This window comes from Psychrobacter raelei (assembly GCF_022631235.3).
GTDB lineage: Bacteria > Pseudomonadota > Gammaproteobacteria > Pseudomonadales > Moraxellaceae > Psychrobacter > Psychrobacter raelei.
This window is the reverse complement of record NZ_CP093310.2, coordinates 1,470,958-1,491,822: the sequence shown is the minus strand read 5'-3', so window position 1 is coordinate 1,491,822 and position 20,865 is coordinate 1,470,958. Positions and strand designations below refer to the sequence as shown.

Here is a 20,865-nt window from a genome sequence, read left to right as displayed (position 1 = left end):
ATCATCCCCAAGTGTACCTTGGGGATGATTTAATTTATTGTAGAGCAAATTAACTACAAATACTGGCAATAGGTGATACATTTAATAAAAGAAGTAATTTTTAATAAAAATTAGAGGCGCCTGTATTTGCACAGAATTATAAAAGTAGGGGTGTATTACTGTTCTGTGCAAATACAGGCGCTTGTCTTTTTTGATGATGATAAGCGTCAAAATAGCACAGTCATATCATAACTATTGCGGTTTAGAGATGGCACGCCACAAAATATTGAACAAATCATCAAAACTGTCCGTAAGCGGCGTATTGGCTTTGCGAACCACTTGCATCATACCAATACGCATCACAAACCCCATAAACACATCGAATAACACATATAAAGGCACGCTGTCATTTAACACACCACGTTTTTGTCCATCTAGCAAGACACTGGTAAATGCCTTAATCAGCTCTTCATTTTCATAGATAGATATTTTACGAATGTCCGTGGCAGATATCGAAGTAAGTACCATGACGGCATCAGGGTGGGTATCCACAAAGTCAAAAACCACCCAAAGTGTTTTTCTAATTCTATCCTCCACACTATCAATACCTTGCAAATGATCCATCATGCGTATAGCGAGCCGGCCGAGTACTCTATCCATAATAGTATGGAACACGGTCTGCTTATCCCCAAAGTACTTATATAAAGTTTGCAATGAGACGTTGGCCGCCTTGGCAATTTGGATCATGGTGACCTCTTGCGCATTATCACCGGCAAACAACTGATGTACTGCTTTTTCAATGTTATCCAATGTGGCAGGGCGTATCTTGGATAAAGGGGCAAGTGCTTTGTCATTGAGCCTCTCATTTTTTTGGCTTGCCTTTCCTAAACTCTGGTTCACGTCACATCCCAATAAAATAGTAATAATAATTACTATTTTAGTATAAGTCGTTGCTTAAATAAATATACTTTTGTAGTATGAAAGCTCAAAGTATAGACATATAAGCCTAAAATGTTTTTTATACGGGATAATATATGGTAATTTAAATTACCATAAAAACCCTAAACCTCGTTAAGGAATGACGGTATGAGTATTGATGCTTTTAAAAGTAATTGGATGACTGAAGAACATGAAATGGTATATGAAAGCGCCTTAAAGTTGTTCAAAAGCTGGGAAGATAAAGATGAGCAGTGGCGCGAGAACGGTAAAATTGATCGTGATGCATGGCTTGAGGCCGGTGAAATGGGCTTTTTATGTGCCTCAATGCCTGAAGAGTACGGCGGCGGCGGCGGTGATTTTGGCCATGAAGCCGCTATTTTGCTAGCTCAGGCTCAAGCCAATCAATCTGGATTTGGAGGGATGGTTCACTCAGGTATCGTTGCCCCTTATATCCTCAAACATGGCACTCAAGAGCAAAAAAAGGCTTGGATTCCAAAATTGGCAACTGGCGAATATGTGGGCGCCATTGCGATGACCGAGCCGACAACAGGCTCAGACTTACAAGCAATTAAAACTTATGCCGTAAAAGAGGGCGATGACTATATTATTAATGGCTCAAAAACCTTTATCACTAACGGTCAACATGCCAACCTGATTGTATTGGCGTGTAAGACAGACCGTGAGAAGGGCGCACAAGGTGTCTCATTAATCGTTGTTGAAACCGATGGTTTAGAAGGCTTTGAGCGTGGCCGTAATCTTAAAAAAACCGGTTTGTCCGCTCAAGACACCTCAGAGCTGTTCTTTAGCAATGTCCGCGTGCCACAAAAGAACTTATTAGGTAGCATCGAAGGCCTTGGCTTTATCCAAATGATGCAAGAGCTGCCACAAGAGCGCCTTATTATAGCCTTAAGCGGTTGCGGTGCTATCAAACTGGCGTTAGAGCTCACCCTTGACTATGTCAAACAGCGTGAAGCATTCGGTCGTCCCATTTGGAAATTCCAAAACACTCGCTTTAAACTAGCCGAAGTACAAGCTGACTATTTAGCCGTACGTGCTCTGTGCGACTCTGCTGTGGAGGCCATGATAGAGGGCAAGCTTACGGCACCACAAGCGTCATTAATCAAATACTGGGTCACTGAAAAACAGTGTAAAGTAATCGATGAATGCTTACAGTTATTCGGTGGTTATGGTTATATGAGCGAGTACCCCATTGCCCGTATGTATGCTGATGCGCGCGTACAAAAAATCTACGGCGGTACTAACGAAATCATGAAAGAGCTTGCCTCACGCTTCATGTAACGCACCAGTTTGACTTATGTTTGGTGACTTAAAAACAATATCAAGTCACCAAATAGCTTTACTTAAGCTATCTTAGCGTAAACCAACCGTTCGACCATAAATGATATTAAGAATTAAAAAAGGGATTTTTATGACTGAAGTTGCTTATATTTATGACGCCATCCGCACACCTCGTGGCAAGGGTAAGAAAGATGGCTCGTTACATCAAGCCTCTCCAATTTGGCTGGTTCGCACACTATTAAAACAGATGCAGCAGCGCCACAACTTAGATACCAGTTTGGTTGACGATATCGTGTTAGGCTGTGTCACCCCAGTCGGTGAGCAGGGTTCTGACATTGCTCGTATTGCAGCGATTGATGCCGAGTGGCATCAAAGCGTGGCTGGGTTAACTCTGTCACGTTTTTGTGCCTCTGGTCTGGAGTCAATTAATTTAGCCGCCACCAAAGTTATGTCTGGTATGGAAGATTTGGTGGTTGCCGGCGGTGTTGAGTCTATGAGCCGTGTGCCTATGGGCTCAGATGGCGGTGCTTGGTATATGGATCCTCGTGTCAACGTTGCGACTCAGTTCGCGCCACAAGGCGTTGGTGCTGATGCCATTGCAACTTTGCGTGGGTTTAGTCGTGAAGATGTCGATGCCTTTGCCACAGAGTCGCACAGAAGAGCGGCTGCCGCTTGGGAGCAGGGCTACTATGATAAATCCGTGGTGCCGGTAACCGACATTAATGGTCTTTTATTATTAGATAAAGATGAAACCATTCGTCCTAATACTTCTGTAGAAACCTTGGCAAAATTAAATCCCTCATTTGCTATGCCTGGCAAGATGGGCTTTGATAGCGTTATTCTTGATAAATACACCACAATTGAGGATATCAATCACGTTCACCATGCGGGCAACTCATCAGGTATCGTTGATGGGGCTGCCTTGTGTCTAGTCGGTAGTAAAGCGGCTGGCGAGAAAGCCGGTCTGAGGCCACGCGCTAAGATTACTATGGCCTCTGTTATCGGTTCAGAGCCTACCATCATGTTAACCGGCCCAACTCCAGCCTGTCAAAAAGCTTTGGATAAGGCGGGCATGAGTGCTGCTGATATCGACCTTTGGGAAATCAACGAAGCCTTTGCTGCGGTCCCGATGAATACTGCTGCAGACTTTGGTGTTTCGCTAGATAAAGTCAACGTTAATGGCGGCGCTATCGCCATGGGTCATCCATTAGGGGCAACAGGCGCCATGCTTTTGACTACTGTCTTGGACGAGCTAGAGCGCCGTGACCTAAAGACGGCTATGATCACGCTCTGTGTGGGTGGTGGCATGGGTATTGCGACTATTATTGAGCGTGTTTAACCCGCAATTTATCAATGATAAGGGCACACTCTTCTAGGGTCTAAATACGGACAGAATACACGCCCTACATTACGTGTAGAAATAATAAGGACATAACATGAGCACAAACAGCGTAAACATCATTAATGCATTAAATAACTTCTCTGCAGAAGCAGACAACGGCATCATCACAGTTACCATCGATCAAAGCGATCGTAAAATGAACGTGATTGGCGATGGCTTTAACGAGGCATTTGCCACTTTGACCGATGCATTTATCAACGATACAGAGGCAAAAGGCCTCATCTTAACCTCAGGCAAATCAACTTTTGTGGTGGGTGCTGATATTGATCAGTTGGCCAAGATTGAAAACGCAGAACAAGCGTTTGAGTTGGTAGAAGATCTAAAAACCAGCCTGCGTAAGCTTGAAACTGCCGGAAAACCAGTAGTGGCCGCTATGACCGGTACGGCTTTGGGTGGCGGTTTAGAATTAGCCTTGGCTTGTCATTATCGTATTGCTATTGATTCACCAAAGACCAAGCTGGGTCTACCTGAAGTGAAGCTGGGTCTATTGCCAGGCGGTGGCGGTACTCAGCGCCTGCCTCGTCTTATTGGCATCCAAAAAGCACTTGAGCTAATGACTCAAGGCAAAGAGCTTCGCCCTCAACAAGCGGTAGAGCTCGGTGTTATCCATGATACGGCCAAAGACAACGAGGCGCTTATCAGCAAAGCCAAAGCCTGGATCAATAGCAACCCTAAAGCCTGCCAGCCTTGGGATGAAAGAGGTTTTAAAATCCCAGGAGGAGACAGCAAGCATCCTAAAGTGGTTCAGGTCTTCTCAATTGCCCCAGCCATGGCCAATCAAAAATCACATGGCAATTATCCTGCCATTACGCACATTTTATCTAGTGTGTTCGAGGGCTGTTTAACCGACATCGATAATGGTCTTAAAATTGAGTCGCGTTATTTTGTGGCTTGTGCTTTATCTGATGTGTCTAAAAACATGATCAACACCCTTTGGACACAGCTAAACAGCATCAAAAAAGGTCAGTCACGCCCTGCAGGGTTTGAGCGCTCTAAAGTGAGCAAAGTAGGTATCCTTGGTGCAGGTATGATGGGCGCAGGTATTGCTTATGTTTCTGCCAAAGCAGGCATAGATGTTGTGCTGTTAGATACCTCTATTGAAGCCGCTGAAAAAGGCAAAGACTACTCTAGCAAGCTGTTAGACAAGGCGATTAGCCGTGGTCGTTCCACGGAGCAGAAGAAACAGGCTTTATTAGATAAAATTAACACCACTACCGCTTATGATGACTTAGAAGACTGTGACTTGATTATTGAAGCGGTGTTTGAGGACATCGATATTAAAGCGGCGTGTACTCGCAATACTGAAGCGGTTATTGCAGAAACTGCCATTTATGCCTCTAACACATCGACATTACCCATCACCGAACTGGCTAAGGCCAGCAAACGTCCCAACCAATTTATCGGATTACATTTCTTCTCTCCGGTAGATAAGATGCCTTTGGTTGAAATTATTGTGGGTGAAGAAACAGATGATGCCACTTTAGCCAAAGGCTTTGATTATGTGGGTCAAATTGCGAAGACACCGATCGTGGTTAATGACAGTCGCGGCTTTTACACCTCCCGCGTATTTGGCACTTATGTCTCAGAAGGTATTGCGATGCTCAGTGAAGGCATCCATCCCCGTAGTATCGAAGTGGCTGGCATGAAGTCTGGTATGCCAATGCCGCCATTAGCCCTACAAGATGAGGTATCGTTAAGCTTATCTCTTCACGTGATGCAGCAGACCAAGCGTGCTTTACAAGCCGAAGGTAAACCCTTTAATGCGCATCCGGCCATGCCAGTTGTTGAGAAGATGGTAAAAGAGCTGGGCCGTGAAGGCAAGAAGGTAGGCAAAGGCTTTTATGACTATCCTAAAGACAGTGAAAAACGTTTATGGCCTGAGCTAACCAAGCTTTATCCCACCCAAGATAAGCAGCCCTCACAGCAAGACTTGGTGGACCGCCTACTTTATATCCAAGCCAATGAAAGCGCCAAATGCTTTGAGGAGAATGTGGTACGGACGGTTGCAGATGCGAATGTCGGATCAATCTTCGGTTGGGGTTTTGCGCCAAATCAAGGTGGCACCTTACAATTTATCAACTCTGTAGGTGTCAAAAACTTCGTTGAGCGTAGTCGCACGCTTGCTGCCGCCTACGGTGAACGCTTTGAACCTGCTAACATTTTAGTACAAATGGCTGAAAAGGGGCAGGAGTTTAGTGATGAGTAGCCGACGTTTAGATCAAATGGCGGATTGCCTTCAAGGCGTCAAGGTAGTGGACTTAACCCGTAATTTGCCTGGTCCATTTGCAACCAGATTACTTGCAGATTTGGGTGCCCAGATTGTCAAGATTGAGCCGCTAAATGGGGACCCAGCCCGTGCGTTTGGTGAGCTATTTACCGCCCTAAACCACGGCAAAGACACTCAAAAAGTGGACTTTCGTGATGCAGCAGGTATTGAGGCCATCAAAGCGCACATAAAAGATGCGGATGTCATGCTAGATAGCTTCCGTCCTGGGGTATTAGAAGCCATCGGGTTAAGTGCAGAGACTTTACAAGCGCTTAATCCAAAACTTGTCATGGTATCTATTACTGGCTATGGCTATGGCTATGGCTATGCCGATGCTGACGCGGTGACTCATGGTTGGCGCCACAAAGCGGGTCATGACATCAACTTTATGGCGATGAGTGGCGTGCTCGATCAATTAAAGACAGCCGATGGCGGGCAGGCGATGCCCAATGTCCAGTTTGCAGATTTGGCAGGCGGCAGTGATACCGCCGTCATTGCTTTATTAGCGGCGCTGATTGCTGCTAAGGCCACGGGCAAGGGTCGACATATTAACATCAGTATGACTCACAGCTTATACCAGCATATGGTCATGCCAAAGGCGACGGGTAAGCTTATCGAGCAGATGACCGGCAAAAAACCTGCCCCCCAGTATGATTTTTTGGGAGGTCTATTGCCTTGCTACCGCCTGTACAAGACATCAGATGAGCGCTATATGGCTGTAGGCTCGCTTGAATTAAAGTTCTGGCAGGGGCTTTGTGACGTACTGGGATTGGCCGATTTAAAAAATACGCATTGGCAACGTGGGGTGTTACCAAACATGCCAGATAGTCGTGCTGCGATGAAGACAGTGGCCGACAAATTTGCCAGCCAGCCACTATCGCATTGGCAACAAGTCTTTGCTGACACTGATGTCTGTGTGAGCCCTGTGCTGACGCTTGCAGAAGCACAACAGCATCCGTTATTTGCTCATCAAGATCAGTATGGGGCGACGGCGGGCTGGCAGGTGGTGCGTTAAATGTCTTCATATTTACAAGCCATACATGAAGCGTATTTGACATTAATATATTTAGTAAAAATAGCTCGCTGGCCCCTCTAAAGTGGTTTGGATAAGTGGCTGGGATAAGTGGCTATAGCGGGCTGTTTTTATCTATGTTGTACGCACTTCAAGGCTGAAGTGTATTACTTAACCAGGGAAGGTATGTTATGAATAAGTTTTGGACTGAGTTTTATCCAGAAGGTGTCGCCAAGGAGCTGCCCCCTCTCAACCAATCATTGAATGACTTCTTCGATGACACCTTAACAAAATTTGCCAAAAATAAGTTTATGACCAATATGAGCGTGTCATATACCTATGCCGAAGTCGATCAGATGTCTAAAAACATCGCTGCATGGATTCAGACTCTAGGATTGGCACAAGGCTCAACGGTTGGGATTATGATGCCTAACGTTAATCAGTACTTGCCTATAGTTATTGGCGCTTTACGCGCAGGTATGGTTCTAACTTTAATCAACCCTCTGTACACCTCACGAGAGCTAAAACATCAATTGATTGATGCCGATGCCAAAATTATTTTTATTCTAGAGCCGTTCGCCCATGGCCTAGACTCTATTATTGATAAGACCCCTGTTGAAACTGTCGTTGTCAGCGCCATTGGTGACATGTTAGGCACAGCAAAAGGCGCTTTGATTAACCTAGCCGCCAAACACCTCAAAAAAGCAGTGCCTAACTATGATCTATCAAGCTGCTCAAAGTGCCAAGAAGTTAGCTTTAAAGCGGTGTTAAAACAAGGCAAAAAGCTCAAATACACCCGTTGTGATAGCAAGCCTGATGACTTAGCTTTAATTCAATATACCGGCGGCACCACAGGCACGGCCAAAGGAATATTGATCACTCATCATAATGTGGTCTATGGCACCAAGCAGTATGATGAATGGTTTAAGCCGTTAAATTATGACGCCAATAAAGACGGTCAGTTAACCTCAGTTATTGCCCTTCCGCTGTATCATATCTTTGCTTTTATTATCTCTTTACTCGGGTTTCGTACCGGACAACACTTCTTACTTGTCACCAATCCGCGTGACATTGACGCCTTTGTCAAATTGCTAAAAAAAGAACCATTTCATCTACTGCCAGCAGTGAACACCTTATTCCAAGCACTGTTAAATCATCCTGAATTTAAATCCGTTGATTTTTCAAACTTAAAACTGTCTTTGGCAGGTGGTATGGCGGCGACACCTGAAATGGCACGCAAATGGCTAGATACTACTGGCGTCCCCATTCATGAAGGATGGGGGATGTCAGAGACCCTCGGCGTGGGTACTGCCAATCCTTTAACCAATAAAGAATTTACCGGTACGATTGGTATGCCTGTCCCAGGCGTTGATATTAAGATATTTGATGATGAAGAAAATGTACTGGGTGTGGGCGAAGAAGGGGAGATTGGCATTAAAGGCATGAATGTCATTAAAGGCTATCACAACCTAGATAACAGTAAGTTTTTTACCAAAGATGGCTATCTGAAAACAGGCGATGTGGGCGCTATCGATGACAAAGGCTACGTTAAGCTCTTTGATAGAAAAAAAGACATGCTCATTGTCAGCGGCTTTAATGTCTATCCTAATGAAATTGAAGGTGTTGTGGAGATGCATCCTAAAGTTAGAGAATGCTCAGTGGTGGGTGTGGAGGATGAACTACAAGGCCAATCTGTAAAATTATTTGTGGTATCTGACCACTCAAGCTTAACCAAAAAAGAGCTCTTTGAATTTTGTAAAAAGAACCTAGCCGCTTATAAGTGTCCTCGTCATATTGAGTTTATCGATGAGCTGCCTAAGTCTACAGTAGGTAAAATCTTAAGGCATAAGCTTCGTGCGAAGAGTAATCGTTAGCCGTTTTACATCGATTTTATGCCGTGGCGAGTACAAAAGGTGGCTCACGGCTTAAAAGCTGCAAATACAGCAAGATAATTTTTTTAGAATGCTATAAACTGCCTCGCTAACACTGAACATGCTCATTGAAATAAAAGGCACCTTGCTATGGAACACGCACAAACCGCTACAGAACAAAAACCCGTATTCATGCCACGCGTTGGTAGTGACAATTTAGTAAAAACGGACATGGTTCGAATTGAGCGGCATGTGGGATTTGCAACCAGACAAAAGAAAAAAACCCTTAACGACTTGCACCGAGTCATCAAAAAGAAATACGGCTTTAAAAATGTGCTGGAGCTGTCTAGCAAATCCGGCAATAAGTTAAGCTTTCCTTTAAGCCCGGTGAGCCTTAAGATCACCAATGAAGAAGATGGTCAACAATACAGTGTAGAGAATGCGTATCAAGCCAGCAAAGTATTTAAAGGCGGTGGCCCCTTTGTAGATTTGTTAGATGCCGCACCCAGACAGGCCAAAAAAGATGAGCGCCTTATAAGCTCAGGAGAAATCACTGGCTATGATTACTTTGGTATGGTCTGGGGGCTTGAGCCTTTAACGGTGTTTTATGACTGGCTGTATGTGAATGCCTTAAAACAAAATCCGCACTTGCATCAAGAAGTACTACAGTATCAAGCCTTTACTGACATCTCATTTAACCCAAAAAAGAATGTGCATTGTCCGGCCTATTCGCTGGCGATGTTTGTGGCCTTGCATAAGCGCGAGCTGTTAGAGGGCATCGAGGACCCAGGCACCTTCTATGATTTGGTCACTGGGTTTGAGCTGAGTAATACTGAGCATCTTTTGCAAGAAGGCTGGTTTTAGAGCGCATACCGCCATATAAAGATACAGATTAAAATGGCTTAGAGGTACCAAACTCTTTTTTCATAAAATCAATAAATGAGCTGACCCGCTGTGACAGTTTTCTATTTTTATAGTAGACCAGATTAATGGGCTGCTGCATTTTTATGGTGCTTGACGCAAACAGCTCAATCAAGCGTCCTTCTTTAATATCTTGCTGGGTCATAAAGTCAGATAAGCAGACAATGCCAGTACCGCATAAGGCCAGTTGTCTTAAGGTCTCACCACTATCGGCCTTGATATTGGTCTGAGCGTGAAATAGGTTATTAAAGGCATCATATATTGGCCAATCATTAAGCTTAGGTAGAGCATTAAATACCAGTAGCTGATGGTGAGCTAAGTCTTCTACGCCTTGCGGTGTGCCCTGTGGCTGTAAATAGGCTGGGCTGGCTAGAATTCGAATCTGACTTAAGCCAGCAGCGTGGCATATAAGGTGGAGTCTTTTAGCGTGGGCATTGGCCAAAGGGTACGCGGTTATTCCTTCATCCACAAAGCGTGAAAATCTCGCCAGCAACTTACAAGCCCAACATATCACGTTAAGTGATGAGCAGATGGCACAAATTGATCAGTTAGAGGCCAACAGCCGTGAAGTCGATCCTGAGGGTCTGGCACCCATTTGGGATTAATGTTTTGACATTCAAATAGAGGCCAAGACCTCTGGCTTTTGGCTTTAAAATGATTAAATAGATACAGAGTAATTAACATGACAAACATATTAATCTTAAATGGCGGCAAAAACTTTGCCCATTCACATGGCAAGCTTAATGACACCATGACGTAGGCGGCAAAAGCGCATCTGCTAGATTTGGGGCATCAGGTACAAGTCACCCACATTGATGCCGGCTATGAGGTAGAAGAAGAGATACAAAAGTGGCTGTGGGCAGATGTGGTCATTCAGCAGACGCCGGCTTGGTGGATGGGTGTGCCTTGGATAGTCAAGAAGTATATCGACGAGGTGTTCACTCTAGGTCACGGCCGCTTATATCAAAGCGATGGGCGTACGCGCCAAGACCCTGAGAAGAACTACGGCTCTGGTGGATTATTACAAGGCAAGCAGTATATGCTTTCGGTGACTTGGAATGCCCCTGCCATTGCCTTTACCGACCCTAAGCAGTTCTTTGCAGCCATAGTGCGTCGCGGCATAAATGGCAAATCCGCCCCAGCCTGTACCGATTTCAATCACATGATCCTCAGGCGTTAGCTCTAACAATGTGCAGAGTGTTTTTAATTTATGTTGCTGAGCCTCATAAAGCGTTGCCCCCAGTGCTGGATAAATGGCGGAGGAATACATCATGCTATCGTCCAAGAACGACTGATACATGTCATTACCAAGGTCATAATGCGCTAGGATATTCGATTTTGAATTGCTGACTGTGTTTGAACGAGATTTATGTTTTTTAAACTCAAAGGTTTTTGTCAGCTTGCTAAGCTTACCGTCAAGTTTATGGCTTATATTTTTATTGCGGGCACCAAGTCGAATCAAAGCGGTGAGGTCATCCACCTCCCATTCACCGTTAATATAGCTGTCTGCAAGGGCAATATCGCCACCTGTGATCAGCTTGCGATAGAAGTCTTTATTATGCACCTCTAGCACGGCATGAAGCGCATGATTGCCTGCCACCTCACCACTAAATTTAGGGTTTAATTTTTGAGGTTTGTTGCCAAAGGTAAAGGTGTTGTGCGTTTTACGGCGTTTTCTGGTTTTATTGGAGCCTTGGCCTTCAATAACCGTGATGCTGCCAAATTGTAAGTAAGATAAGGCTTTAAATAAGACACGGCGAGACACCACATCAATACCAAGCTTAACAGGGGTTAGCGCAGGGCTATTTGTCACACGCTTGACCAATGAGTGCGTTTTTCTGTCTGTAGGGTGGTGTGGCTGTATTAACATTTTAGGCTCTCTAATTTGATCATTGTGTTGCCGGCTAGCAACATGAGCGGCTTGTTTACTGCCCTGTAATCGTTGGTTGTAACCCATGTAAGGTACTTTTTTTAAGGCGTATATTAACAATGCATGCCAGTAAATACGGCGCATCGAGCTGTAATTCATAACAGGATTGTTGGTGAGGGTTTTAGTAATATTTGAAACGGTCATAGCTTGAGGCGTCATGTTGATACCGGCCTCAAACACCTTGCCTCTGCTGTCTGATACTTGAATGCTTAATATGAGCTGCTTTAATCCAAGCGGATTATCTACGAGCTTAACCTTCCAAGTGTATGTTTGGTCAAGAGGGTTAAAGGGTGAGACATGAAAGCCTTTATTGTGGCTAAATTCGCTGATATTGCCGTCTAGTTTGAACCCATAAAAATGACGTTTGTCCCATGGCGTATTGCTAATCTCTGCCAACAGATGACTGACATCGCCCTTAGCATTAAAGCCAATATAGAAGTTAACAGGACTAAAATAAAACCCCAAATTTCGGCTCACTACCAGTGCTAAGATGTCGCCGCTAGGCGCGCTATCGGTCAATCGCTGAAACTGTTGTAAGACTTTATGTTGCCACTGCTGTGCTTGTCGCTGTTTATCCGTAAGATCATCTGTTACATATTGTGCATTCTTATAATGAGCATGCTCCACCTTTTCTAGCTCAACATAGTCAGAAAAATCAAAATGATGCAAATTATTCCAAGCCTTACCAAGCTTATCTGGGAAATCGCCTGCCACCAGTCTATTTAGACTCAGCCCCCAATAGCGGTAGGGATAGCTAAATTCATGTTTTGAGGGTAGGTGACGCACATGCCATGTTGTGCCAGTTAAGATTTGATGGGGCAGGGCTTGATGCCGTAAGTTGTGATGACTGTCTTTATCTGCGCTTAGAGGATAAAGACATCGTCACGTTTAAGCGTACGGGCGCCACGGGGCAGTTGCTCAGTGCGCCTGATAAGTTTGAGTTAGATGCCAAGCTTGGGTTTTTGTTCAAAAGCTTTTTGCCCAAGATAAAACAGCAAATTGAGCAAAACCTAGATAAGGCGATAGCAGAAAAGTCTTAACTTAGTGCTTAGATTACCAAGGTTGCGCTATAATGACACTCATAAAATCATAAAAAAATAAGGTTCATTATGGCTAAATTACCTTTAGATAAACCCAGCCTTGCTACTTGTCCGATTGCCCATAGTCTGTCGGTATTCGGTGATTCTTGGTGCCTGCTTATCTTACGCGATGCCCATAGTGGACTGACTCGATTTGATGATTTTCGTACCAGTTTGGGTATCGCGCCCTCAATGCTGACCAAGCGTTTAGCAACTTTGGTGCAAGAGGGGCTGCTTGAAAAAAGAAGCTACTCAGAGCATCCACCGCGTGAGGAGTATCTGCTAACAGCGGCGGGGCAGGATGTATTGCCAGTATTGTTCTCAATAGGCGCTTGGGGCCGCACCCATAAATTGTGCGACACACCCGCTCAGATGCCGATTTTTACAGATTCAGAAACAGGCCTTGAAATAAAGCCTGTGGTCATTGATAAAAATACAGGGATAGAGATTGGTAAACGCGCCATTAGCCGGCAGCGTTGATGGCCAATCTTGTGAATGTGAGCGCTTAGGACTTTGCTCGTAAACGCCGCGTGCTAAAAGTACCCCATCCACTTTTGAATATCATTCGGATAAAGGCGCATAAGGCGGTTTCTGATGGTTTAATCACAATATCTGACCAGTTTTCTGAATGGGGAGGTGGTGTAGATAATATTTATTTCGATAATGGCGATTTTTGGAATCGGATAGAACTTGAATCAATGGCCGGTAGTACGATTATCTAATCTGGCTTTTTCTATGCAGAACATTCGTAACTTTGATGGATCTCGAAAGGCGTACTCATAGCTAATATTTTGTAGATTACAAGTCCTTATAGGCAACAGCTTTAATAGATTTTATTTAACATAATATACATTATGCGAAAACAAACCAACCGCTTTTATAAGATTCAAGATGGCTGTCATGACTCACTTTTGGAACAATTATTGTTATGCAGAAATTGTTATGCAGAATCTATCTCTTAATATGATTCTAAATAATGCTAACATGTTGCGGCTATTTTTTATTTCGCTTTGAGATTTTTAATCATAAGTTTGCCAACGTTATGCACAATAATAATTTTAATCTATTTAATCAGCACTTCGATGACTTTGACCAGCGCCATCTGTGGCATCCATACGCAAGTCTGCCGCCATCATATCCTAATGTGGTCATAGATAAAGCTGACGGCGTTTATCTGTATACCAAGTCTGGTGAGCAGCTTATCGATGGAATGTCATCTTGGTGGGCAGCCACGCACGGATACAATCATCCGAAATTAAACGCAGCGCTTACAGCTCAGTTGTCTAATATGGCCCACATCATGTTTGGCGGCTTAACCCATCAACCGGCCATAGATTTGGGTAAAAAATTACTATCAATCGTTCCTAATGGCTTAGATGCCATATTTTATGCCGACAGCGGCAGCATTGCTGTCGAAGTTGCCTTAAAGATGGCGCTACAATATCAATTGTCTCAGAATAAGCCTGAGCGCAATCAGATAGCAACCACTCGATCCGGCTATTATGGTGATACCTGGCATGCCATGAGCATCTGTGACCCTATAAATGGGATGCACAGTATCTATGGGAAACAGCTGCCGATACAGCTGTTCACGGACACGCCAGAAGCCGGTTACGACACTGCCTTAACACCCTGTATAAAAGAAAGCTTGTGTACATTTTTTGAACAAAATCAGCATAAAATGGCCGCTTTTATCATTGAGCCTGTGGTACAAGGCGCCGGTGGTATGCGGGTTTATAGCCCTGAATATCTCCAAATTTTGCGTAAACTGTGTGATGAGTATCAGGTGTTATTAATTGCCGATGAGATAGCAACAGGCTTTGGCCGTACTGGCAAGATGTTCGCCTGCCAGCATGCCAATATATCACCTGATATTATGACTGTGGGCAAAGCATTAACTGGCGGTTATATGACCTTTGCGGCGACCTTATGCCAACGTTTTGTAGCAGACAGTATTGCCAATAGTGAGTATTCGGCGTTAATGCACGGGCCGACTTTCATGGGTAATCCCCTCGCCTGCTCTGTATCATTGGCTTCTTTAGAGCTGATTATTGAAGGTGATTATGCCAAACGTGCCCGCCATATTGAGCAGCTGTTACGGCAATATCTAAAACCGTTGGCCACCAATCATAAGGTCGCTGATGTACGCATATTAGGTGCGATTGGCGTTATAGAGCTGTATGACACCGTTGATATGCCGCGGTTTCAAGCACTGCTTATCAAGCACAAAGTCTGGATTAGACCCTTTGGTAAGCTTGTGTATATTATGCCGCCGATAATTATGACCGATGAAGAATTGGCTCTATTATGTGAGCGGCTAACCCAAGTCTTGGCGGAGTATTGGTCATGAGTGTATTTTTTATCAGCGGAATCGATACCGATATTGGTAAGACCTATGCGACAGGCGCTTTAGCGCAAGCACTATTGCAGCAAATGACGTCTAATCAACGCCTAAAGTCGGTTATCACCCAAAAGCTGGTACAAACTGGCTGCCTAGGCATTAGCGAGGATATTATTAGCCATCGAAAAATGATGGACATACCGCTACAACCGGCAGATCATGACGGCTTAACTTGCCCTTATGTATTTACAAAACCTGCCTCACCGCATCTAGCGGCCTACCTAGAAGATACTTTTATTGACCCCGCTGTGATTACCAAAGCCACTCAAGCGTTAGCGACAAGCTATGATATCGTATTACTTGAAGGTGCTGGCGGACTGATGGTGCCGCTGAGTCAGTCCTTGCTTACCCTAGATTATGTGGCAGCTATGGGCTATCCCGTTATTTTAGTGACCTCAGGACGTCTTGGCAGCATCAGCCATACGTTATTAAGTATTGAAGCATTGTCTCAGCGCCAGATACCGCTACATGCAGTGATCTATAATCAGTGGCAGCCTAATACGTATCTTGCGTCAGCGTATACGCCTGACAATGCTATTAAACAAAATACCCAGACTTATTTACAGCGCTATTTAGAACGCCACCATCCACAGACTTATTGGGTAAATCTACCCCACATAACAGACACAGATTCGGTAGATACTTCCCAAAACACATCGCAGTCGATGGCTAAGTATGCTAGCGAATTACTCGATGCACTACCGACTGTTTGATAATGATCATAAAAATTAGATAACACATTTAAAATATGGTTAACCCAGACATCAAGGATAAAACGCTATGACTCAGCTGCTAAACCCCAATAGACGTGCTAAGCGTGTCAAGATTAGCGCTAAGCTAGGGATGATATTGACCAGCTGCTTACTTGCCAGCGCCTGTACAGCAGCCTCTGTCCCTGCCGGTAGCCCGGAGCATGAGGCAAATCACTCTGATGTTGGCAATAACGATGTAGTCGCACAAAACAAAGAGACACAGGTCTTGCAGCAGGCCAAGCAGATTAAAGATGACTTAGCTGCGGGTAACTATGAGGCGCTAACCCCTTATATCCATCCTGTTAAAGGTGTGCGCTTTAGTATGTATGCTTATATACATAAAGATGCTGACAAGGTGTTTCGCCGTGAGCAATTCACCACTTACTTACAGCAATCTCGGGTGAAATTTACTTGGGGCGCCAAAGACGGTACAGGCGACTTATACATCACCACCCTACCTAACTTTTTAGATCACTGGGTGGCCGCACAACAATATGACTTTAAAGACGCCACATTTAATCAGTTTCAAGGCTCAGGCAATAGCTTGAATAACCTTAAAGAGGTGTATCCCAATGCCGACTTTGTTGAATTTTATCACTCCGGAAAAAACCCTGAGTATCAAGGGATGGACTGGCGTGCTATGCGCCTAGTGTTTGAAGAGTACCAAGGTAAATCCTATCTGGTCGCCATCGTTAACGATCAGTGGACGGTCTAACAAGTATTAAACGGTCTAATAAGTATTAAGAAGTATCATGACCTTGAACTGTGATACCGCACCAAAAAAAGAGAACCCTATGCCATTAGATATACACATAATAGATGCTTTTACAGACACGGTTTTTAAAGGCAGTTCAGCAGCAGTTATAATCCTCAACCAGTGGTTAGAAGACTCGGTCATGCAGTCTATAGCCAGTCAGAACAACCTATCAGAAACGGCTTTTTTGGTAAAAAATGAGACCGATTTAGAAGATAAGGCGACGCTTGATTACCATATTCGCTGGTTCTCGCCGCTTAAAGAGATGGACTTTTGTGGTCATGCGACCTTAGCGTCTGCATTTTTATTGTTTGAACAGCATAGTACCGCCACAAGCATTCATTTTTATGCCAAAGCCGTGGGAAGCTTAATCATTCAAAAGACGCCTGAGGGCAAAATTCGTATGAATTTTCCAAATACCCTGCCGTCGCTGATTTACTCTGCCACTCATGAGCTTGCAGCAGATGTAGATCCCGTCATAAATACAGTGTTAGCGCACTTGCCTAACGCACATAAAATCTATAAAAATCATCAGGCTTATTTTATTATGTTTGATAATGAAACGGCGGTTTTAGGGTTTGAACCAGACACCCTGTTGATGACACAATTGGCGCCGCTAGGTCTGGTCTTAACTGCCCAAGCGCAATCAAATAAATACAGCAAGTATGATTTTATTTCGCGGTACTTCTCTCAGGCTTTAGGCGGTGCTGAGGACCCGGTAACCGGATCTGTACATACGGCACTGGCACCATTATGGGGCAAACAACTTAGTAAAGATCAGCTGCTCGCCTACCAAGCATCAAGCCGTGGCGGCGAACTGCAATGCGAGCTACAAGGCGATAGAGTGCTGATATCAGGGCATGCTGTACGTTACTTAAGTGGAGTCATTGAGATTTAACAATAAAATAAAGCGAGGTTAAAGCCTTATGGTCAGCTTTATGGTGTGGGCTATTTAACCTACGATATCATGTTAAAGATGAGTTTTTAAGTAAGCTGTTCGGATATAATAACCAAGTACTAAAATATATAACAGAAGCAAAAATCATGAGCGTATTTTTTATTACTGGCGCCGGCCCTCATATTGGCAAAACTTATGCAACCGGCTATCTTGGCAAACAGCTTATGGAACAAGGTGTCAATGTCATCACTCAAAAACTGGTACAAACTGGCTGTGATCGCGACATCGCTACTGACATCATGATTCATCGAAAAATAATGCAAATGCCATTGCAAGTGGTTGATAAAGCATCTGAAAGCTGCCCTTTTGTATTCCCCTTCTCTGCGTCACCGTCTCTGGCCTCACAGTTACAAAATGTCAGTATTCATCCCAGACGACTTGCCGTCGCAACCAAACAACTACAGCTGAAGCACGAATTAGTCTTATTAGAAATTGAGGGCGGCATTATGTCGCCTTTAAATGAATCCGTACTAACCATAGATTATATGGCCTCACAGGGGCATCCGGTAATAGTCATCACCTCTGGGCAAGCACAAAGTATTGATTATACCTTGTTGGTGCTTGAGACCTTAGCACGACGTGGTTTGTCGCTACACGCTCTGGTTTATAATCAATGGCACGATGTGGATGTTGAGTTCACTGAGCAGACACTACTTGATGAAAATCAATATCAGCAAGCCTTTGATGAGCACGATACGGGCACCAAGATTGCAAAACACACACGCAGCGTTTTGTGGCATTATTTAACCCAGCATCACCCTGATGCATACTGGGTAGAGATGCCTCAAGTATGCGATTATGGACTTGACCCTATTTACAAACAGTGGGATGAGTTTGAGATAACCTCACAGTCTGATTTGAATGTTACGGTAAACACCCATGCGCTGGTGCAAGCAGGCTCAAGCGTCAGTATAGAAAGCTACGCGAAGGCGATTGCTGATACACTGCTGTATAATGGCCGTGCTTACCGAGAATAGCTATTTATCAATTTATCGATTTATCAAGGATATCGACTTGATAAAACACAACAACCAAAACAGCCCATCACTAATTAGTATTATATAGCCACTAAAACATGCCCAAAATGAGCGTTAATTACAGTTGATTACAACGGCTGTTGCCGAAAAAACGCAACCATTAACTGATAAATATCCGGATAAGCTGCCATCAGATCATTGGGTCTTTCAAAAAACACCTCGCTTAATACCGCAAAAAACTCAGCTGGATTGGTCGCCCCATAATCATCAATGCCAGGCTTAGGGCTGTATTGAAAATCAGCAAACCCCTGCTCCATAACCTTGGTCCATTCAGTAGGATCCATATCTGACTGTATCGGCGGAAAGCCATTAGCCCGACCATTTAGCATATCAAGCTTATGCACAAATTCATGAATAACCACATTGTGCCCATCACGCCGGCCCGCATCCTTAACATCTTCCCATGATAGAATCACCGGACCACGTAGCCATGCCTCACCGCTGCGATGCTGATGCGCCTCGTGTACAATCCCCATCTCATCTGTCGTGGTCGTCTCACTCATATATGAATGAGGATAGATGATGATAGATGACCAGCCTTTATACCACTCAAGCCCCAAGTTGAGTATGGGCAGGCAGGCTTGTAGTGCAATGGACTGGCGCGCAAAGTCCGTTACCTCAAAGCCATTTGCCCCTTGAATATGCTTTTCATGCAAAAACAAAGTGGCCAAATCAAACAGTTTTAATCGCTGAGCCTCAGATAGGTTATCTAAGATAGCAATCTTGCCCGCCACTTGGCGCCAATCATCCTCACTAAAGCGACTATCCTCTAATATACGCTGTTCTCGCCAGTCTTTTATCAGGTTGAACATGAATAACCTCCTACGGCAGGGCGGACACCAATTGCCCTAGATATATCCTATCTTACTGTCTTATTGTCCTACTATCGCTCTACCCCACAACCAAACGCATAAGCTGTGTACTAACATAACCGCCAATAGTACCCACCGCATAGCCCAATATTCCCAAGAAGACCCCCACAGGCGCAAGTGATGGATGAAAGGCCGTGGCCACAATGGGGGCTGAAGAGGCGCCGCCAGTATTGGCATTCGAGCCCACGGCTAAGAAGAAGAAAGGCGCCCGGATAAGCCTTGCCACGATAAAGACAATCACGACATGGATACACATCCATAATAGACCAATAAGTAGCAGGCGCCACTGAGAGACGAGGCCATTTAGGTTGATTTGCATGCCAATGGCAGCAATCAGAATAAAGATAAACACTGTGCCCATTTTTGAGGCGCCAATATGGTCTAAGCGGCGCACCTTCGTAAAGGAGAAACCCACACCAATTAAGGTAATGATAACCACCATCCAAAAGAACGAGCTGGCAAAGCTGTATTGCACCGCCCAAGTATACGGCGAGAAGAAGCCAGCAATCTCTGCGCCCAAGAAGTGCGCCAAACCCACCATAGCAAAGCACAGACCAAACATTACCATCAAGTCATTTAAGCTGCCGGGGCGCGCGTTATCGCGCTCATAGCTCTCAACCGCTGCCACCACTTTCTCAATACTGCCGGTATCTGCACGCAAAAACTTATCAATTTTCTCGCTGTGTTTGGCCATCACCAAGATAGCCAATAGCCATAAAGAGGCATTGGTGGTATCAACCAATATCATCATGCCAAACAAGTCATCACTGACCCCAAACAGCTCCTTCATGGCCGCTTGGTTGGCCGCACCACCAATCCAGCTGCCGGCTACTGCCGAAAACCCCCGCCATAAAGTGTCATCCATAAACATCTCAGGAGAGATCCATTTGGCAATGCCTAAGCTTATCGGCCCACTGATGATAATGGCAAAGCTTGCTGCAAAGAACATGGCAATGGCCTTCCAGCCCAATCCCAAAATCTTAGGCACATCCATCGACAGTGTCATCAGCAGTAAGCTGGCAGGCAATAAATAAGTGGCGGTAAAGTTATATATCTGCGAGCCAATACCTTCTGCAAACACCCCTAAGCTATTTAAAGTAGCAGGAATAAAGCAGCACAGTACGATGCCGGGTAATACTGCATAAAACCTGCGCCAGAATTTGCCCGGTAGGCCTTGGGTATAAAAAACCAAGCCAATAATGGCCATGATGATGCCAAAAGCTAATGGCAAGCTTTCAATGGCCGTGACTGAGGCAAGTAGATGAGATAAATCAGGCATTGGCTAACTCCGGTCAGGATAGCAAAATAAAATGGACTGCTAAAAAGCAACGTTTATTGCAAAAAAAACACGTCAGTATAAAGAAGCCCTATTTTTGCTGCAACACAATCGTAA

At 44.5% G+C, this 20,865-nt stretch carries 18 protein-coding genes and 2 pseudogenes; 15 read left to right on the top strand and 5 right to left on the bottom strand.

Annotation, left to right across the window (positions count from 1 at the left end; genetic code table 11):
- Nucleotides 1-231: 231 nt before the first annotated feature.
- Complete coding sequence (locus MN210_RS06335) at nucleotides 232-879, bottom strand: TetR/AcrR family transcriptional regulator (RefSeq protein ID WP_162522602.1); 648 nt, start codon at nucleotides 877-879, stop codon at nucleotides 232-234.
- A gap of 186 nt (nucleotides 880-1,065) precedes the next feature.
- On the opposite strand from MN210_RS06335, the gene MN210_RS06330 reads away from it, so the two are divergent.
- From MN210_RS06330 to MN210_RS06305, 6 genes are all read left to right on the top strand, one after another.
- Complete coding sequence (locus tag MN210_RS06330) at nucleotides 1,066-2,217, top strand: acyl-CoA dehydrogenase family protein (protein ID WP_201544935.1); 1,152 nt, start codon at nucleotides 1,066-1,068, stop codon at nucleotides 2,215-2,217.
- A 130-nt stretch (nucleotides 2,218-2,347) separates the two neighbouring features.
- The gene (locus MN210_RS06325) at nucleotides 2,348-3,556 is read left to right on the top strand and encodes an acetyl-CoA C-acetyltransferase (protein WP_155587186.1); all 1,209 of its coding nucleotides are present in this window, start codon (nucleotides 2,348-2,350) and stop codon (nucleotides 3,554-3,556) included.
- Nucleotides 3,557-3,653: 97 nt separating this feature from the next.
- A complete protein-coding gene (locus MN210_RS06320) occupies nucleotides 3,654-5,825 on the top strand; it encodes a 3-hydroxyacyl-CoA dehydrogenase NAD-binding domain-containing protein (protein ID WP_241879583.1) in 2,172 nt (723 codons plus the stop codon).
- Nucleotides 5,818-6,900, top strand: a complete 1,083-nt coding sequence (locus MN210_RS06315; protein WP_338412779.1) for a CaiB/BaiF CoA transferase family protein — start codon at nucleotides 5,818-5,820, stop codon at nucleotides 6,898-6,900. The genes MN210_RS06320 and MN210_RS06315 overlap by 8 nt, the downstream gene beginning before the upstream one ends.
- Nucleotides 6,901-7,088: 188 nt before the next feature.
- The gene (locus MN210_RS06310; protein WP_338412778.1) at nucleotides 7,089-8,771 is read left to right on the top strand and encodes an AMP-binding protein; all 1,683 of its coding nucleotides are present in this window, start codon (nucleotides 7,089-7,091) and stop codon (nucleotides 8,769-8,771) included.
- Between the two features lie 147 nt (nucleotides 8,772-8,918).
- Entirely contained in the window at nucleotides 8,919-9,632 is a 714-nt protein-coding gene (locus tag MN210_RS06305; RefSeq protein ID WP_155587182.1) for a DarT1-associated NADAR antitoxin family protein, read from the top strand.
- Nucleotides 9,633-9,660: 28 nt separating this feature from the next.
- Here MN210_RS06305 and MN210_RS06300 read toward each other — a convergent pair whose 3' ends face one another.
- Nucleotides 9,661-10,158: a LysR substrate-binding domain-containing protein gene (locus MN210_RS06300; RefSeq protein WP_338412777.1), complete on the bottom strand. Its 498-nt coding sequence runs from the start codon at nucleotides 10,156-10,158 to the stop codon at nucleotides 9,661-9,663.
- On the opposite strand from MN210_RS06300, the pseudogene MN210_RS06295 reads away from it, so the two are divergent.
- Both MN210_RS06295 and MN210_RS06290 read left to right on the top strand, forming a co-directional pair.
- Nucleotides 10,112-10,294 (top strand): annotated as a pseudogene (locus MN210_RS06295) (aldo/keto reductase); the annotation flags it as partial. The gene MN210_RS06300 and the pseudogene MN210_RS06295 overlap by 47 nt on opposite strands.
- 77 nt (nucleotides 10,295-10,371) lie before the next feature.
- Nucleotides 10,372-10,830 (top strand): annotated as a pseudogene (locus MN210_RS06290) (NAD(P)H-dependent oxidoreductase); the annotation flags it as partial.
- Here the strand turns inward: MN210_RS06290 and MN210_RS06285 are convergent.
- Nucleotides 10,711-12,405, bottom strand: a complete 1,695-nt coding sequence (locus MN210_RS06285; RefSeq protein WP_338412776.1) for a DUF1365 family protein — start codon at nucleotides 12,403-12,405, stop codon at nucleotides 10,711-10,713. The pseudogene MN210_RS06290 and the gene MN210_RS06285 overlap by 120 nt on opposite strands.
- 5 nt (nucleotides 12,406-12,410) lie before the next feature.
- Between MN210_RS06285 and MN210_RS06280 the strand changes: the two genes are divergently transcribed.
- The 7 genes from MN210_RS06280 to bioD (MN210_RS06250) all read left to right on the top strand — a co-directional run bounded on the left by MN210_RS06280 (nucleotide 12,411) and on the right by bioD (MN210_RS06250) (nucleotide 18,540).
- Nucleotides 12,411-12,659 carry a polyhydroxyalkanoic acid system family protein gene (locus MN210_RS06280; protein ID WP_338412775.1) on the top strand — a complete coding sequence of 83 codons (249 nt, stop codon included), beginning with the start codon at nucleotides 12,411-12,413 and terminating at the stop codon, nucleotides 12,657-12,659.
- A 69-nt stretch (nucleotides 12,660-12,728) separates the two neighbouring features.
- Nucleotides 12,729-13,178 (top strand): winged helix-turn-helix transcriptional regulator, encoded by a 450-nt coding sequence (locus MN210_RS06275; protein WP_155587174.1) that lies wholly within the window; start codon nucleotides 12,729-12,731, stop codon nucleotides 13,176-13,178.
- Between the two features lie 562 nt (nucleotides 13,179-13,740).
- Nucleotides 13,741-15,048 carry an adenosylmethionine--8-amino-7-oxononanoate transaminase gene (gene bioA / locus MN210_RS06270; protein ID WP_241879576.1) on the top strand — a complete coding sequence of 436 codons (1,308 nt, stop codon included), beginning with the start codon at nucleotides 13,741-13,743 and terminating at the stop codon, nucleotides 15,046-15,048.
- The gene (gene bioD / locus MN210_RS06265) at nucleotides 15,045-15,812 is read left to right on the top strand and encodes a dethiobiotin synthase (RefSeq protein ID WP_241879575.1); all 768 of its coding nucleotides are present in this window, start codon (nucleotides 15,045-15,047) and stop codon (nucleotides 15,810-15,812) included. The genes bioA and bioD (MN210_RS06265) overlap by 4 nt, the downstream gene beginning before the upstream one ends.
- Before the next feature lie 67 nt (nucleotides 15,813-15,879).
- On the top strand, nucleotides 15,880-16,566 hold the full coding sequence (locus MN210_RS06260) for a hypothetical protein (protein WP_241879574.1): 687 nt from the start codon (nucleotides 15,880-15,882) through the stop codon (nucleotides 16,564-16,566).
- A gap of 37 nt (nucleotides 16,567-16,603) precedes the next feature.
- Nucleotides 16,604-17,503: a PhzF family phenazine biosynthesis protein gene (locus tag MN210_RS06255; protein WP_338412774.1), complete on the top strand. Its 900-nt coding sequence runs from the start codon at nucleotides 16,604-16,606 to the stop codon at nucleotides 17,501-17,503.
- 146 nt (nucleotides 17,504-17,649) lie between these two features.
- Nucleotides 17,650-18,540: a dethiobiotin synthase gene (gene bioD, locus MN210_RS06250; RefSeq protein ID WP_338412773.1), complete on the top strand. Its 891-nt coding sequence runs from the start codon at nucleotides 17,650-17,652 to the stop codon at nucleotides 18,538-18,540.
- A 128-nt stretch (nucleotides 18,541-18,668) separates the two neighbouring features.
- On the opposite strand, the gene MN210_RS06245 is transcribed toward bioD (MN210_RS06250), so the two are convergent.
- Together MN210_RS06245 and MN210_RS06240 are read right to left on the bottom strand one after the other, a co-directional pair.
- On the bottom strand, nucleotides 18,669-19,412 hold the full coding sequence (locus MN210_RS06245) for a M90 family metallopeptidase (protein ID WP_338412772.1): 744 nt from the start codon (nucleotides 19,410-19,412) through the stop codon (nucleotides 18,669-18,671).
- 79 nt (nucleotides 19,413-19,491) lie between these two features.
- Entirely contained in the window at nucleotides 19,492-20,751 is a 1,260-nt protein-coding gene (locus MN210_RS06240) for a DUF819 family protein (RefSeq protein ID WP_110816552.1), read from the bottom strand.
- Nucleotides 20,752-20,865: the final 114 nt, after the last annotated feature.

Coding starts and splice junctions, on each gene's coding strand:
- MN210_RS06330 (WP_201544935.1), top strand. CDS start 1,066: ATGAGTATTGATGCTTTTAAAAGTAATTGGATGACTGAAGAACATGAA.
- MN210_RS06325 (WP_155587186.1), top strand. CDS start 2,348: ATGACTGAAGTTGCTTATATTTATGACGCCATCCGCACACCTCGTGGC.
- MN210_RS06320 (WP_241879583.1), top strand. CDS start 3,654: ATGAGCACAAACAGCGTAAACATCATTAATGCATTAAATAACTTCTCT.
- MN210_RS06315 (WP_338412779.1), top strand. CDS start 5,818: ATGAGTAGCCGACGTTTAGATCAAATGGCGGATTGCCTTCAAGGCGTC.
- MN210_RS06310 (WP_338412778.1), top strand. CDS start 7,089: ATGAATAAGTTTTGGACTGAGTTTTATCCAGAAGGTGTCGCCAAGGAG.
- MN210_RS06305 (WP_155587182.1), top strand. CDS start 8,919: ATGGAACACGCACAAACCGCTACAGAACAAAAACCCGTATTCATGCCA.
- MN210_RS06280 (WP_338412775.1), top strand. CDS start 12,411: ATGTTGTGCCAGTTAAGATTTGATGGGGCAGGGCTTGATGCCGTAAGT.
- MN210_RS06275 (WP_155587174.1), top strand. CDS start 12,729: ATGGCTAAATTACCTTTAGATAAACCCAGCCTTGCTACTTGTCCGATT.
- bioA (WP_241879576.1), top strand. CDS start 13,741: ATGCACAATAATAATTTTAATCTATTTAATCAGCACTTCGATGACTTT.
- bioD (WP_241879575.1), top strand. CDS start 15,045: ATGAGTGTATTTTTTATCAGCGGAATCGATACCGATATTGGTAAGACC.
- MN210_RS06260 (WP_241879574.1), top strand. CDS start 15,880: ATGACTCAGCTGCTAAACCCCAATAGACGTGCTAAGCGTGTCAAGATT.
- MN210_RS06255 (WP_338412774.1), top strand. CDS start 16,604: ATGACCTTGAACTGTGATACCGCACCAAAAAAAGAGAACCCTATGCCA.
- bioD (WP_338412773.1), top strand. CDS start 17,650: ATGAGCGTATTTTTTATTACTGGCGCCGGCCCTCATATTGGCAAAACT.
- MN210_RS06245 (WP_338412772.1), bottom strand. CDS start 19,412: ATGTTCAACCTGATAAAAGACTGGCGAGAACAGCGTATATTAGAGGAT.
- MN210_RS06240 (WP_110816552.1), bottom strand. CDS start 20,751: ATGCCTGATTTATCTCATCTACTTGCCTCAGTCACGGCCATTGAAAGC.